This is a genomic window from Streptomyces canus, from assembly GCF_030815415.1.
In the GTDB taxonomy this organism is placed as follows: Bacteria; Actinomycetota; Actinomycetes; order Streptomycetales; family Streptomycetaceae; genus Streptomyces; species Streptomyces canus_F.
This window is the reverse complement of the sequence record NZ_JAUSWW010000001.1, coordinates 9,645,119-9,658,742: the sequence shown is the minus strand read 5'-3', so window position 1 is coordinate 9,658,742 and position 13,624 is coordinate 9,645,119. Positions and strand designations below refer to the sequence as shown.

Below are 13,624 nucleotides of genomic sequence, written 5' to 3'. Positions count from 1 at the left end.
ACCGCCCCCTTGGTGTCGCCGGTCGGGGTGTCAGCGGACGTCGAGGTCCCGGCAGGTGTGTTCGTCGGGCAGCAGGGGCCGGAAGGACACCGCGTAGAGGCTGCCACCGCTGGTCCAGCGGCTGTCCTGGCGTGCGTCTCGGGCGAGGTGCTGAGCCTGTGTCAGTGCCTGGCCGGTCAGGACGGTGCACCTGCCCTCACGGGTCCACGTGCCCTCGGAGAGCGGGCGCAGGGGCCACGGCGTGGCGGAGGCCGATCCCGCGCTCACTCCGCTGGTGGCCAGCACCGCCAGGGCTGTCGGGCGGAACTCGCGTGCCCCGCGGGGAGCGTCCGGAAGGCGCTCGACGTACTCCAGGAGCTCCCCCCGCGAGCCCGTCCCGCCCGCCTCCGGAGCGGCGATCCGAGTGGTCCGCACACCCCCCGTCGTCCGCAGCGTCACTCGCAACAGCGAGGCGTCGGTGCTGCGGGAGTCCTCGTAGGTACGGGCCCGGCCGAGGCCCGCTGCCCGGGCATCCGTCATGATCCGCTCGTACTGCGGGCCCGAGAGCGGGAATTCGCGGGCCGTCTGGAGTGCTCCGGCCGGCTCTCCGGGGACGATGACCCGGCCTCCGCCATAGAGCGAGAAGCCCGGCAGCCGGCCCAGCTCCCAGGGCGCGGGCCCGCTGTGGGATTCCTGGGTCCGCAGTACGAGCAGGTCCGGTGGCGCCGACGCCACGGGCGGAGCGCCCTCTCGCGATGACGACTGCCCACCGCACGCCACGGATGTCCCGGCGAGCAGTACGGCGGTCACGGCAGCGGTCACGGCGGGGGCACGCATACAGCTCCGACGAGTCTTGGCGGGTGCGGGTTCCCGCCGGGGCCGGACACCGCCGCCCCGGCGGGAAACCGGTCATGACCGGACGTCAGGACCGGGTGAGGGTGTAGGTGCCGGAGCCGGCACGGTTGACCAGGACGACGCCGTAGCAGTTGCCCTGCGGGGTGAAGGTGAGCGACTCGGGTTGTCCCGGACCGCCGCTGGTGGACGACGCCGCCGCACCGGAACGCCCCACTACGCCACTGGCGGGGTCGGCCGGGTCGGAGTCCATGAGGAACAGTTCGGCGTCCTGCGACGGATCGGACGGGGTCGCCGTGAGGGTGACGTCGCCGCCCGGTGTGCCCGGGCAGAAGTCCCAGACGGAGACGATGTCGTCGTTACCGTTCATCGTCTGGGTGGCGGGACTGACCAGCAACCGGCTGGGGTTGGACAGTTCGATGCGGTACTCGCCGCCCCCGGGCTCCAGACCGGGCCGTCTGACCGCCGGATAGTAGTCACCCATGCCATGGACCGCCGAGTCCACCGCGACGAAGTCGATCGTGTCCCCCGTGCCCAGGCTCAGCCCGAGCAGCTGCTGGAGGTCGAAGTCGTCGTACATGTAGAGGTCGTAGTCGACGTTCGCGGGCGGACGGATCGCCGTGACCGACCAGAACACGGTCGAGGTGTCGTAGCGGTAGTTCTGCTGCTGCTCGGGGGTGGGACGGGTCAGCGCCGTGCCGTCCGCGAGCGGATTGCGGAATCCGTAGTCGATCCCGTTCTGGAACAGTGCGCCGAGCGGGCCCGGGCCGACGTCGTGGCCCTCCTGACCGCGGTGGGTCCAGAATTCGCGGAACGTGCCCGAGCGTCGGTCGAGCAGGGTGTCCCAGATCGCGCCCGTGGCGTTCTCCTGGTGGTCGTCCCAGTAGGCCTCGCCCGGCGGGTCGATCAGGTCCCACAGGGAGCCGGTGACCCGGCCCTCGGTGGCGTCACCCGGCTGGTAGTCCGTGGTGTTCTCCACGTTCCAACCGCGGTACAGCGGCTCGTTGTAGATGGCCATGGGGTAGAAGTTCGCGAAGCCCTCGCTCCAGGCGCAGCCGACAGAGCTGCTCTGGTTCATCTGGTGCGGACTGCAGTTCTCGGTGTTCGGCCAGAAGTCGTCGTCGTAGATGTCGTCCATGACGGCGTGGCCGTACTCGTGCACGGCGTCCGTACGGTCGTCGGGCGTGGCCGGCTCCAGCCGTACGGTGTCGTCGTCGCGCGTGTAACGGCTGTTGTCGTTGCTGTCGTCGTCCGGGTACACGATCTCCATGCGGCGGCAATCGCCTGTGTCGCGGGCGTCCCAGCACTCTCCGGGCGTCCACGCCTGAGCGTCGTCGGCCTGCGCGAAGGCGTGCAGGACGCGGTTGAGTGCCTGGTCGCCGGGGGCCACTCGGCCGAAGTCCACGGTGCGGCCGTCAGCGATGTCGTCGCGCTGTCCCGACTGGAAGAAGTACAGGTCGCGGCCGAGGAACCACTCGTCGACCACGCGCGCCAGGCCGTTCTCGGCGACCACCCGCAGGTACAGGTCCTGGCCGCCCGGGTCGTTGCCGTTCTCGAAGCACAGCCGGAAGCCGCCGTTGCCGTCGGTGAGCGCCACGTCGAGCAGGTCGTCCCCGATCGTGTCGTCGTCCCACGCCTGTACCTGGATGTTGCGTGAGGGGTGCGCGACGCCGTCCTGGTCCGCGTAGCCGACCGTGCCGGTCGCACAGGAGAGGGCCTGCACGGACGGGTCGGCGGTCGGCGGGTCGTCGCTGTGCGGCTTGGGCAGACCGTCCGTCGAGACCGGCCGGTATTTCACGTTCGGCGCGGAGGGTACGAGTTCGGTGTCGTGAGGGATGGGGGCCAGGGCCGTCGAGTTGCGGCGCTGGTGGAGCCCCAGGTAGGAGTCGGCGCGGCTCGCGCCGACGGACAGCAACTGCATGTGCGTGTCGAGGTCGAGAGGCTGGTCCGAGGGGCCGTCCACCTGCGCGCGCACCGAGGTGGAGGCGGCGCTCGTGCCGCGTACGGTCGCGGCGTACCGCAGGGTCTGGCCCTTGTGGAGGTCGACGGTGCGCGAGGCGCGCCGCACTCCGGTGCCGTCCTCGGGCAGCAGCGGACCGAGCTCCTCCGTCTTCCAGCCGGCGGGGGCGGACTGCCATTCCAGCGCGCCGGGCAGATCGGCCCGCACAAGTGCGTCGGAGACGTCGATGCGGGAGGCGACCTCGATGGTCAGCCTGGCACTCTCGCCCACGGCGGGCGCCCGGTCCAGCTTGGTGGTGATGTGCACGCAGCTCGACCATTCCTGCGGGATGGCACAGCTGACGCCGGGCTTCTGCGCGGCCGGTGCGGCCTGCGCGGGTGCCGGTACGGACTGTGGGAGCGCGAGCGCGATGGAGCTGAGCGCGGTTACGGCCATACCTCGTCCGCGGCGTCTTCTGCTTCGTGGTGGTGCTTCTAATCGTGCGTCACTTCTCTTACGGATCATGCCAGTTCCCCCTTTTGCGGTCTTCAGCCCCTTGCGTGGTGAAGCGGCACGGTCCACACAACAAGAGGGCACCAGGCAGGTCCAGTACATGACAGGACAGACGGGTCGTGCCGTGGGGCAGTTGGTGCTCGAGAGCCCAAGGCCATCCGATGACGGTTGCGGATCAGAGGCCGATCAGTCGCGGATCGCTGGCCAGCGCGCGGTGCCACCCCTTTGGGTTTTGATCGCTCCGCGTGCCTCGCCAGGGTTTCCGAGTCCACCCCCGTGCCGTCGGCTCCCGCATGGCCTGCCGGATCCGGAACGTCTTGCGTCACCCCAGGCGAAGGCACCCATCACCGGGGTTCCGCCCCCGCTCCCGAGTAGTGGATGACCGTACAGCGCCGGCGGATGCCCGCCCCTGCAGACAAGCCCAGCTGGCTGATTCCGGCCGCCCCCGGGGCGTACCGGCCTCCTTCCCCACGGAGTTCGCTGACATCGCCGAGTTGCTCGTTTTGCCCCGGCCTTCGCGCCCTGGTGGTCCTGACAGATGTCAGGACGGCAGGCGCCGCACTGTCGCATACGTTGCTCTCGGTCCGCAGGTCAACCGCGGGCCGGGACGACGCGCCCGCATCGGGGGAAGTGGTTGTTGATGAAGCGCATGGGCGCTGCCGCGCTCGTCGTGACGGTGGCTCTGGGTGTTGTCACGGCGGGATGTGGCCCGCAGAAGCAGGATGACAAACCCTCCGGGACGGATCGGGGAACCTCGGGCACAAGCACGCGACTGCGCGAGCTGACCGACGCCGAGCGGCTGCGTATCGCTGATGCCCAACAGCGGTTGATCAAACGCTGCATGACGCGCAAGGGCTTCGACTTCTGGGAGGCGGAGCGGCTGAGCCTCGAGGAAAGCCGCACGCTCGGCTGGGTCACGGACGATGTCGCCTGGGCGGACAAGCACGGCTACGGCAGCCGTATCGACGCCAAGCACGAACGCGCCCGGCTGACCAACAGGAACGTCGCCTACCGCGCCGGCCTCTCCGACGAGCGGCGTGCGGCCTACGACAGGGCCCTGGACGAAGGCATCGACGCCCCCGTCATCACGGCCGAGGTGCCCACCGGCGGGACAGTCCGCAAGCGAGTGGGCGGCTGCGTGGCGGAGGCGGAGAAGCACCTCTACGGGGACCGGGTGGCCTGGTTCCGTGCGGAGAAGACGGCGATGGGTCTGCAACCCCTCTACGTCCCCCAGGTGATGGCCGACAAGCGCTTCGCTGCGGCGCTGGCTTCCTGGTCCCAGTGCATGGCACGTTCGGGCCACACGTACCGCACTCCGCAAGAGGCCCGTCAGGCAGCCATCGAGCACGGCCTGAAGGCGGGCCCCGGCGAGGCATTCGAGGCAGAGCGCAAGCTCGCCGTCGCCGATGCGACGTGTGCGAAGAACACCTCACTCCGGTCCATCGGAAACGAACGCGAGACCCATTACGTCAACAAGCTTCGCGACCGCTACGGCAGCGACCTCGACACCTACGCGCGCCTCCAGCTCCAGGCGCTCGCCCGCGCCAAGAAGGTCGTCGAACCGCGCACGTGAGAGCTCCGTTCAGGACCTCCCGTGACAACGGCGCACGGTCGCGACACCACGTCCATGGTCACCGCCGTGGATCAGCACACCTCCCACGAGACAGACAACAGGAGTACACATGCGCAAGCTGACCACGGCCATCGCGGCCACGGGCCTGATGGCCCTCGGCCTCGCCGTCCCCACATCCGCCCACGCGGCCGAACAGGGCCAGTACTGCGACGCCGAGTGGAGCAGCCACGGCCGCGACGGCAACGTCCGCGCGTGGAACGGGTTCGACTGCACGGGCACGCTCCTGGGCGTCACCCCCGGCAACGACCCCGACTGGAGCGACAGTTCGGGGCCCTTCCAGGGCAACGACTGGAGCGAGCCCAAGTCCGTCGCGAACAACGGCACGATCGGCGGCAACGACGTCGTCGCCTTCTACCTGGCGCTCAACTACGCCTCCGAGCACGGATACGTGTGCCTCTCACCGTACGAGCTGTATGCAGACGACGTGACCGACAACAGGTACACCAGCGGCAGCGTGCCCAACCACATCTCCTCCCACCGGTGGGTGCAAAACACCGCGTGCGCCACGGACAGCTGGCTCACCTGACCGAGCTCGCTTCCGGCATCCTGCACCGGAAGGGCACTGGCGCGCGACTGCGAGGCCGTCCCGCCACGTGCACAAGTGAACGGGTGGGCCATCGCACTGCGTGCAGCAGTTGATGGCCCGCTCACATCCACCTTCCCCCGTCACATCGTGTCCGCCCACTTCCGGATGAGCTGCTCGGTGCGCTGAGGCTGTTCCTCGTGCAGGTAGTGTCCGACGCCTGGCCAGTGCTCGACCCGGGAGCCGTTCACGTGCAGCGTGGTTTTCTCCCAGTCGGCGGCCTCGGACGAGGTCCACACGGTCAGCACCGGGTGGGTGCGGCGGCGGCGTAGGTACGCCTCACTTTACGGGCGGACGCCGACCGCTTCCAGGCTGGTGTACATGCCCGATAGCCGAACAGCAACAGCGAGTCGGAGGCGCCGTACAGGTCGAGGCCCTGGATCCACCTGCTACGCCGACCCCCGCCACACCGAACCCGGCCAGATCAACCGTCTCTTCGGCGGACGCGGCGCCTATTTCGACGACCCGAGCGGCCACAACATGGAGATCATGACTGTGCCGTACGTCCGCCCCTAGCAAGCTGCTGAGCGGCGGTCCTGTCAGGTCCTCACGCTGAGCGGCTCCCCAACTCCCCTCCCCAAGCCAACACTTGGGGCGGTGAGGTGCCGGGGAGCCGCTTGCCGGGCGGATTCGCTTCGAGCCTTGGCTCACACAAGCCGCCGTGCCGTGCGCGGACTTCTGACCGGTCGTCATGGACCCGGACCGGCAGCGGGGCTGGGGCGCTTCGCCGGAAGGTCTCGCGGGTCCGGACAGCAGGTTCTGGAAGGCCCATGGAATCCCCTTGCTCAATGGTCAAGAATCGTTGACCATTGCTCGCATGCCTACCGATGACCTCCCCGAGACCTTTCACGTCACCACGGACGAACAGTTGCGCGCCGTCTCCAATCTGACCCGCCACCGGATCATGGCGGCGCTCCGCTTCGAGCCCGCGACGATCACGCAGATCGCCGACCGAGTGGGTCTCGCGAAGGGGAGTTCCAGCTATCACATACGGCTGTTGGAACGGGCCGGCCTGGTGAAGGTGGTACGGACGCGGAAGGTGCGCGGTGTCACCGAGCGGTACTACGCGATGGCCGCGCGGTCGATCGAGCTGCCGGATCCGGGCGCGGGAGGGCCGGATGTGCTGATGCGCCATGCGGTGGCGGACCTGGAGGCGTCGCCGGTGGACGGCGAGCGGCACGTACGGATGGCTCATCTGCGGCTCACCGAGGAGCAGTTCGCGCAGCTGGGGGCGCGGCTGGAGGCACTGGCGGACGAGTTCCAGGAGCTGTCCGATCCGTCGCTGCCTGACGCGTCACTCGTCTTCTCACTGTTCCACCCGGCACCGCGCGAGCAGGCCGAGGGGAACGCCAAGTGACCTCAACCGCTCGGAAGTTGCCGACCGGATTCGGACGGCTGTGGACCGCGCAGACCATCTCCTCGCTCGGTGACGGGGTGTCGCACGCCGCGCTGCCGCTCATCGCGTTGACGCTGACGCGGGATCCGATGGCGCTCGCTGTCGTCACGGCCGCCGGCACGCTGCCGTGGCTGCTCTTCGGAGTGCTCGGCGGTGCCCTGGTGGACCGCTGGGACCGCCGACGCACGATGTGGGTCGCGGACGCGTCGCGTGCGGCGCTGCTCGCGATACCGGCGGCGGCGGCCGCGCTCGACGTGCTGAGCATTGCGCTGCTCGCGGCCGTCGCCTTCCTGCTCGGCCTCGGCGGGCTCCTCTTCGATACGGCCGCCACGGCCTACCTGCCGGATCTGCTCCGCCGCGACCCCGCACTCCTGGAGCGCGCCAACTCCCGCCTGCGCGGAGCCCAGACCGCCATGTCCGGTTTCGCGGGGCCGCCTGCGGGCAGTGCACTGCTCGCGCTCGGGCGGGCGGTTCCACTGCTCGCCGACGCGGTGTCGTTCCTGTTCTCCGCGCTGCTCGTCCGTACGCTGCCCGCCATGCCCCGGCCCGTGCCGCAGGTCCGCGAGTCGCTGCTTCGGCAAGCGCGGGCCGGCGCCTCGTACGTCTTCCGGGACCGGGTGCTGCTCGGACTCGCGCTCCGCCCGGCGGTCGGGAACGTCGCCTTCCTCGCCGTGGAAACCGTCCTCGCCCTCTTCGCGCACGACCGCCTCGGCATCGACACCTACGGCTTCGGCCTGCTCCTCACGGCGGAGGCCGCCGGCGGTCTTCTCGGCGCAGGCATCGCCTCCTACCTCGGCCGACGACTCGGCACCGGCACCGCACTGACCTGCACGGCCGCCGTCGAAGGGCTGGCCATCCTGGGCCTGGCCGCCGCCCCGAACCCGTACGTGGCCGGGCTCGCGCTCGCCGTCTGCGGGGCCGGCATGGGCGCCACCATGGTCCTCGCGCCCTCCCTCCGGCAGGCGATCGTCCCCGCCCACCTCATGGGCCGGGTCGCCTCCACCTCCCGCATGCTGGCCATGTGCGCCGCCCCCATCGGGGCCTTCCTCGGCGGCTGGCTGGCCACCACCTACGACATCCGCACCCCGCTCTACGCCGCCGCCGGCCTCCTCCTGGCGATGACGGCCGTCACGGCATCCATGACCAGCAACCGCCGGGTCGAAGCGGCCCTGCGCGCCGCCGCCCCGGCCGACGGCCCAGATCACCCGGCAATCAAGCAGCCCGCCCAGCAGAGTGCGTCCGACGTGTTGTGAAGCCTGCCGGGAAGGCGCCGCCACACGCGGGGGCCAGGCCCCTGCCGAGCGCAACGAGTGGCCAGGTCGACTCGGGGGTGCCGGCCGTCCATCCTCGTCGCCCACGGCGGCGTACGGCTCCCGGCAGGGGCCGCTTGCTTTGGCAGAGCGATCCGAGCCTGGGACTGTCGGCCGCCTTCGCCAAGGACAACGTCCTGGAAGTGATACGTACTTGGGAGCTGGCTACCCTTGACCGCCCACGGAGGCCGAGAGGGCCTGGTCAGGGTCCTTGCTTTGCGTCGGCGGAGGGAGAGGTGACGGTGGCGGCGTCGATGAGTTGGCGCAGAGCGCCGTAGTAGACCTCGTCGTCGGTCACCGCGGGCACGATCGCGGCCAGGTGACCGGTCAGCGCCGGAAACTCCTCCGGGTCGAGCGCGGCCAGCGCGGTGCGCGTCGCGGCCTGGGTGGCCTTGGAGTCGCGGTGGTCTACGAAGCTCGCGCTGCCGAGCGTGAGCAGGTACAACCGCCGGTACGCGGTGATCGCCTCCTGCGGGCTCATCCCTGCCGCGAGGCTGTCGGCCAGCTGCGGCTCCACCAGGCGGGCCAGCAGGTTCGATCCGAGCCAGGGGCGCGTCCCGCGCAGCGCGAGGAGCCCGGGGTGGGCGGCGAGCAGCCGGTACAGCGCGAGGAAGCGCGCTTCGGTCGCCGTGGCCCAGTCGGTTCCCGGCTCGATCACGGGGAGGCGGGCGGCCAGGTGGTCGGTGCACAGATCGAGGAGGCCGGCCATGTCGGTGCAGCGCCGCTGAAGGGAAGCGAGGGAGATGTCCAGTCGCATGGCCAGTGCCCGGAAGGTCAGCGCCTCGGGGCCGCCCTCGTCAACGAGGAGGAGGGCGGTCTCGGCGATGCGGTCCGGGGTCGCACGGTCCAGAGAGGGTGAGTGACGCGGCATATGAGTCACTGTACGATACGCCGTATCGAACAGCCCGGCCGAAGAGCGGGTCGCCCCCTCCACAGGAGCAGCACCATGGACCAGCTCACCTACGGTGACGTCAAAGCCGCCGCCGAACGGATCACCGGCCGGGTCCGCCCCGTCACCCTCGCTCCGGCCGACGCCGGCAGCGCGCCGGGACCGTGCGAGCTGTGGCTGGCGCAGGAGTTCATGCAGCACACGGGCTCCTTCAAGGCCCGCGGTGCGCAGAACTTCCTCCAGGCCCACCGCGACGCCGGCACCCTCCCGGACACGGGGGTCACCATCGCCTCCGGTGGCAACGCGGGGCTCGCGTGCGCGTGGGCCGCGCGACAACAGGGCGTCACCGCGACCGTCTTCGTACCCGCCACCGCACCCGCGGTGAAGGTGGCCAAGCTGCGCGCGTACGGCGCCGTCGTCCGTCTCGTCGGCACGGAGTACGCCGAGGCCCTCGCCGCCTGCCAGAAGTTCGCCGACACCACCGGCGCACTCACCTCCCACGCCTACGACCACCCGCTCATCGCGGCGGGCGCGGGCACCCTCCTGGAGGAGATCCACGCCCGGCTGCCCGGCCTGGACACGGTCGTGGTCGCCGTCGGCGGCGGTGGGCTGTTCGCCGGCATGTCCACCGCCGCCCGACACCACGGCATCCGCGTCGTGGCCGTCGAGCCGGAGAACTGCCGGGCCCTGAACGCCGCCTTGGAGTCCGGCCACCCGGTCGATGTCCGCGTGGACTCCGTCGCCGCCGACTCCCTGGGCGCCCGCCGCACCTCCGCGATGGCACTCCACGCGGCCCAGCAGGACAACGTGCGCTCCGTCCTCGTACCGGACAGCGAGATCATCCGCGCCCGCCAGGCCTTGTGGGACGACCGCCGACTCGCCGTCGAACACGCTGCCGCCACAGCTTTCGCCGCCCTCACGGCCACCGGCGCCCCCTACCGACCCGCCCCGGGCGAGAATGTCGCCCTCGTACTCTGCGGCGCCAACACCGACCCCAGCGACCTGGTCCACTGACCAGCGAGACCACCCCCCGCCGACGTGCGGGAGCGCGACTTGTCCTGGCTCCGCGAGCTCGATCTCGAAGACTTCAACTGGGGCCACACTCACAGCAGCTTTGGTTCAGGAAGGTGCCACAGCTCGGCTCGCCTGGCTCGTCGGTCAGTCGGGGGTCTCGCCGGAGTCTGCGGGCTGGGAGGCGTCCAGGGTGGTCCGGTCGATGTCGCCGTTGGTCGCGGCCCAGCTGGCCAGCAGGTTCAGGGCGTCCTGGGACGGGGATGCGGGCTCGGCGGTGTAGGTGAGGAGGAACTGGCTGGGGCCGTCGGGGAGCGGGAAGGTTTCGAAGGGCAGGTCGAGGTCGCCGACGACCGGGTGGTGCAGGAGCTTGACGCCGGTGGTGTGCATCCGGACGTTGTGGGCCGCCCAGCGGCGCCGGAATTCCTCGCTGCGGGTGGACAGTTCCCCGATCAGGTCCGTCAGCCGTCGGTCGTAGAGGTCGCGGCCGGCTTCGGCGCGCAGCATGGCGACCGTGTCGTTGGCGACTTCGTCCCAGTGGCGGAAGAACTCGCTCGCGTGCGGGCTGAGAAAGACGAACCGGGCGTTGTTCGGCGGCCGTACGGGATCGGCGTAGACGAGGGAGAACAGGGCGCGCCCGAGGTGGTTGGCGGCCAGGATGTCCCCGCGTCCGCTGAGGATGAACGCGGGCGTGCCGGCCATCGAGTCGAGGACGCGCTGCACCGCGGACCGGACTCGCTGCTGGGCCGGGCGGCGGCGTGGCGGACGGGTCGTGCCGGCGCCGCGCAGGAGGTCGAGCAGGTGGATGCGTTCGGCCTCGTCGAGCTGAAGTGCCTGCGCGATGCCGTCGATGACGCTCTCGGAGACGCCGGTGGCGTTGCCGCGCTCGAGCCGGGTGTAGTACTCGCTGGAGATGCCCGCGAGGAGGGCGACCTCCTCGCGGCGCAGCCCGGTGACCCGTCGGCGCTCTCCGCCGTACAGGGGCAGTCCGGCCTGCTCGGGGGTGACCCTGGCCCGTCGCGTGCCGAGGAATTCCCGGATCTCCGCACGGAAATCATCACGGATGTCGCGGTTGTTGCCTTGTGGGTCGTTTCTGCCTGCCATGCGCTTCACTCTACGAGTGCCGGCGCCGGGCTGGGGGTCCCTGTCAGTGACCCCCTCATCAGGGACTCCCACCCACCTGTGACAGCCGGTTTTCTTGGTGGTGCACCGCCCACGGCGGTGTGAACCGTCCGTCCGGGCAGTCGGCGCTGTGCCGCCGGTCCCACTCCCCTCTGCGGCGCTGTCGGTATGCCCCACCCCGCACACACCAGGTGCCGGATCACGGCGTCTGAAAGGAAACGTTTCATGAGCAAGGTCATTCTCGTCACCGGTGCCGGCCGCGGCCTGGGCACCGACATCGCCCGCGAGGCCCTCGCCGCCGGCCACCAGGTCGTCGCCACCGGCCGCCGCCCCGAAGAGGTCGAGAAGACCCTGGGCGGACCGCAGGACAACCTGCTGGTCACCAAGCTCGACGTCACCAGCCTCCAGGACGCCGAGTCCGCCGCGCAGGCCGCCGTCGACCGGTTCGGGCGCATCGACGTCCTGATCAACAACGCCGGTAACCTCTTCACCGGCTACTTCGAGGAGATCTCGCCCGCACAGATGCGCCGGCAGTTCGAGACGAACCTCTTCGGCCCGATGAACGTCACCCGCGCCGTCCTGCCGACCCTGCGCAAACAGCGCGCCGGCCACATCATCACGATCACCTCGACCGCCGGCCTGGTCGGCATGGAGTTCACCTCCGCCTACGCCGCCTCCAAGTTCGCGGCAGAGGGCTGGATGGAGTCGCTGCGCTACGACGTCGAGCCGTACAACATCCACACCACGGTCGTGGAGCCCGGCTACTTCCGCACCGAACTCCTCGTGGACGGCTCCACCACCTGGCCCGAGCTGTCCATCGAGGACTACGCCCCGCGCACCGCCCCGAGGATCGAGGGCATGAAGAGCATGAACGGCAAGCAGCCCGGCGACCCCGCCAAGCTCGCCCGCGCCCTGCTCACCATCGCCGGCCAGGACAAGCCCCCGCAGCGCTTCATCGCCGGCGCGGACGCCATCGAGGCCGCCGAGGCCAAGGCGAAGGAACTCCTCACCCAGGCCGACGCCTCCCGCGCCCTCGGTGGCGCCCTGGCCTACGCCGACGCCTGAGCAGCACACCCCAGGCCCAGTACGAGCCGAGCACGGCGCAGTTTGTACGTGACCAGTACGGATTCCCGTCGCCCGTCCCTAGCCCCACCGGCGTCACCCCGGCCGGCTCGCATATCCCCTGGCCGGCCCCCGCGCGCCGGCCGCCAGGACGACGAAGTCAGACGAAGTCATGCGCATGCCCCACTTCGGCGCCGACGCCGGATGCGCAGATCCCGAAGCGGTCCGTCGGCCGACGAGGCGGTCATAGCGCCCACAGCTATGTCCACCGGGCGGGTCCGACGGCCACTACGACAAGGAGTACCTGATGCAGCACGTATCACTGGGCGGGCTCGATGTCTCCCGCATCGGCCTGGGAGCCATGACCATGGCCGGCACCTACACCACGGGCGGAGGGCTCGACGACGCCGAGTCGATCCGCACCATCCACCGGGCCGTGGACCTCGGGGTCACCCACATCGACACCGCCGAGATCTACGGCCCCTTCCACAGCGAGGAAATCGTCGGCAAGGCCATCAAGGGCCGCCGCGACGACGTCGTGGTGGCGACGAAGTTCGGCCTCGTCTCCCACGCCGGTGACGGTCCCGGCGTGATCGACAGCAGCCCCGCCAATGTGAAGACCGCGGTCGAAGGCTCGCTCCTGCGGCTCGGCACCGACTACATCGACCTCTACTACCAGCACCGTGTCGACCCCAACACGCCCATCGAGGAGACCATCGGCGCGCTCGCCGAGCTGGTCGCCGAGGGCAAGGTGCGCCACATCGGCCTCTCCGAGGCCGGCCCCGACACGATCCGCCGCGCCCACGCCGTCCATCCGGTGGCCGCGCTGCAGACCGAATACTCGCTGTGGACGCGCGACGTCGAGGCCGAAATCCTCCCGCTGCTGCGCGAGCTCGGCATCGGATTCGTCCCCTACTCCCCCCTCGGTCACGGCCTGTTGACCGGGCAGATCCGTACCGTCGACGACTTCACGGACGACGACTGGCGCAAGACCAACCCGCGTTTCATCGGCGAGAACTTCCAGCGCAACCTGGCGATCATCGACGAAGTGCGGGCCATCGGCGCCGAGATCGGGGCCACCCCGGCCCAGACCGCGCTGGCATGGCTGCTGACCCGTGGCGACGACATCGCCCCCATCCCCGGGACCCGGCGGGTCTCACGCGTCGAAGAGAACACAGCCGCCGACGCCGTCGAACTCAGCGCCGCTCAGCTCGACCGCCTGAACAACCTCACGCCGGCCGCGGGCGAACGCCACAACGAGGCGAACATGGCCAGCATCGACCGCTGAGCCCCGGCGAAGATCCCGGCGCACCTGCACCCATGCACCAATTCACT

General features: G+C 70.3%; 12 protein-coding genes and 1 pseudogene. 8 read left to right on the top strand and 5 right to left on the bottom strand.

Annotated features, from left to right (window positions below):
* Positions 1–30 precede the first annotated feature (30 nt).
* Both QF037_RS45010 and QF037_RS45005 read right to left on the bottom strand, forming a co-directional pair.
* The gene (locus tag QF037_RS45010; protein ID WP_307035636.1) at positions 31–816 is read right to left on the bottom strand and encodes a hypothetical protein; all 786 of its coding nucleotides are present in this window, start codon (positions 814–816) and stop codon (positions 31–33) included.
* An 85-nt stretch (positions 817–901) separates the two neighbouring features.
* Complete coding sequence (locus QF037_RS45005; protein WP_307035634.1) at positions 902–3,226, bottom strand: hypothetical protein; 2,325 nt, start codon at positions 3,224–3,226, stop codon at positions 902–904.
* 898 nt (positions 3,227–4,124) lie between these two features.
* Between QF037_RS45005 and QF037_RS45000 the strand changes: the two genes are divergently transcribed.
* Both QF037_RS45000 and QF037_RS44995 read left to right on the top strand, forming a co-directional pair.
* Entirely contained in the window at positions 4,125–4,856 is a 732-nt protein-coding gene (locus QF037_RS45000) for a hypothetical protein (RefSeq protein WP_307035632.1), read from the top strand.
* Positions 4,857–4,965: 109 nt separating this feature from the next.
* The gene (locus QF037_RS44995; RefSeq protein ID WP_307035630.1) at positions 4,966–5,442 is read left to right on the top strand and encodes a hypothetical protein; all 477 of its coding nucleotides are present in this window, start codon (positions 4,966–4,968) and stop codon (positions 5,440–5,442) included.
* Positions 5,443–5,582: 140 nt separating this feature from the next.
* Here QF037_RS44995 and QF037_RS44990 read toward each other — a convergent pair whose 3' ends face one another.
* Positions 5,583–5,738, bottom strand: a complete 156-nt coding sequence (locus tag QF037_RS44990; RefSeq protein WP_307035628.1) for an alpha/beta fold hydrolase — start codon at positions 5,736–5,738, stop codon at positions 5,583–5,585.
* A 139-nt stretch (positions 5,739–5,877) separates the two neighbouring features.
* Between QF037_RS44990 and QF037_RS44985 the strand changes: the two are divergent.
* From QF037_RS44985 to QF037_RS44975, 3 genes and pseudogenes are all read left to right on the top strand, one after another.
* Positions 5,878–6,015 (top strand): annotated as a pseudogene (locus tag QF037_RS44985) (VOC family protein); the annotation flags it as partial.
* 301 nt (positions 6,016–6,316) lie between these two features.
* Complete coding sequence (locus QF037_RS44980; protein ID WP_307035626.1) at positions 6,317–6,856, top strand: ArsR/SmtB family transcription factor; 540 nt, start codon at positions 6,317–6,319, stop codon at positions 6,854–6,856.
* Positions 6,853–8,148 carry an MFS transporter gene (locus tag QF037_RS44975; RefSeq protein ID WP_307035624.1) on the top strand — a complete coding sequence of 432 codons (1,296 nt, stop codon included), beginning with the start codon at positions 6,853–6,855 and terminating at the stop codon, positions 8,146–8,148. Before QF037_RS44980 ends, QF037_RS44975 begins: the two co-directional genes overlap by 4 nt.
* A 259-nt stretch (positions 8,149–8,407) precedes the next feature.
* Here QF037_RS44975 and QF037_RS44970 read toward each other — a convergent pair whose 3' ends face one another.
* Positions 8,408–9,076 (bottom strand): TetR/AcrR family transcriptional regulator C-terminal domain-containing protein, encoded by a 669-nt coding sequence (locus QF037_RS44970; RefSeq protein ID WP_307035622.1) that lies wholly within the window; start codon positions 9,074–9,076, stop codon positions 8,408–8,410.
* A gap of 75 nt (positions 9,077–9,151) precedes the next feature.
* Here QF037_RS44970 and QF037_RS44965 point away from each other — a divergent pair, with 75 nt between their 5' ends.
* Positions 9,152–10,108 (top strand): threonine/serine dehydratase, encoded by a 957-nt coding sequence (locus tag QF037_RS44965; RefSeq protein WP_307035620.1) that lies wholly within the window; start codon positions 9,152–9,154, stop codon positions 10,106–10,108.
* Positions 10,109–10,252: 144 nt separating this feature from the next.
* Here QF037_RS44965 and QF037_RS44960 read toward each other — a convergent pair whose 3' ends face one another.
* Positions 10,253–11,209: a helix-turn-helix domain-containing protein gene (locus QF037_RS44960; protein ID WP_307035618.1), complete on the bottom strand. Its 957-nt coding sequence runs from the start codon at positions 11,207–11,209 to the stop codon at positions 10,253–10,255.
* Between the two features lie 243 nt (positions 11,210–11,452).
* Here QF037_RS44960 and QF037_RS44955 point away from each other — a divergent pair, with 243 nt between their 5' ends.
* Positions 11,453–12,292 carry an SDR family oxidoreductase gene (locus QF037_RS44955; RefSeq protein ID WP_307035616.1) on the top strand — a complete coding sequence of 280 codons (840 nt, stop codon included), beginning with the start codon at positions 11,453–11,455 and terminating at the stop codon, positions 12,290–12,292.
* A 304-nt stretch (positions 12,293–12,596) separates the two neighbouring features.
* Positions 12,597–13,577: an aldo/keto reductase gene (locus tag QF037_RS44950; protein ID WP_307035614.1), complete on the top strand. Its 981-nt coding sequence runs from the start codon at positions 12,597–12,599 to the stop codon at positions 13,575–13,577.
* The last annotated feature ends 47 nt before the right edge of the window (positions 13,578–13,624 follow it).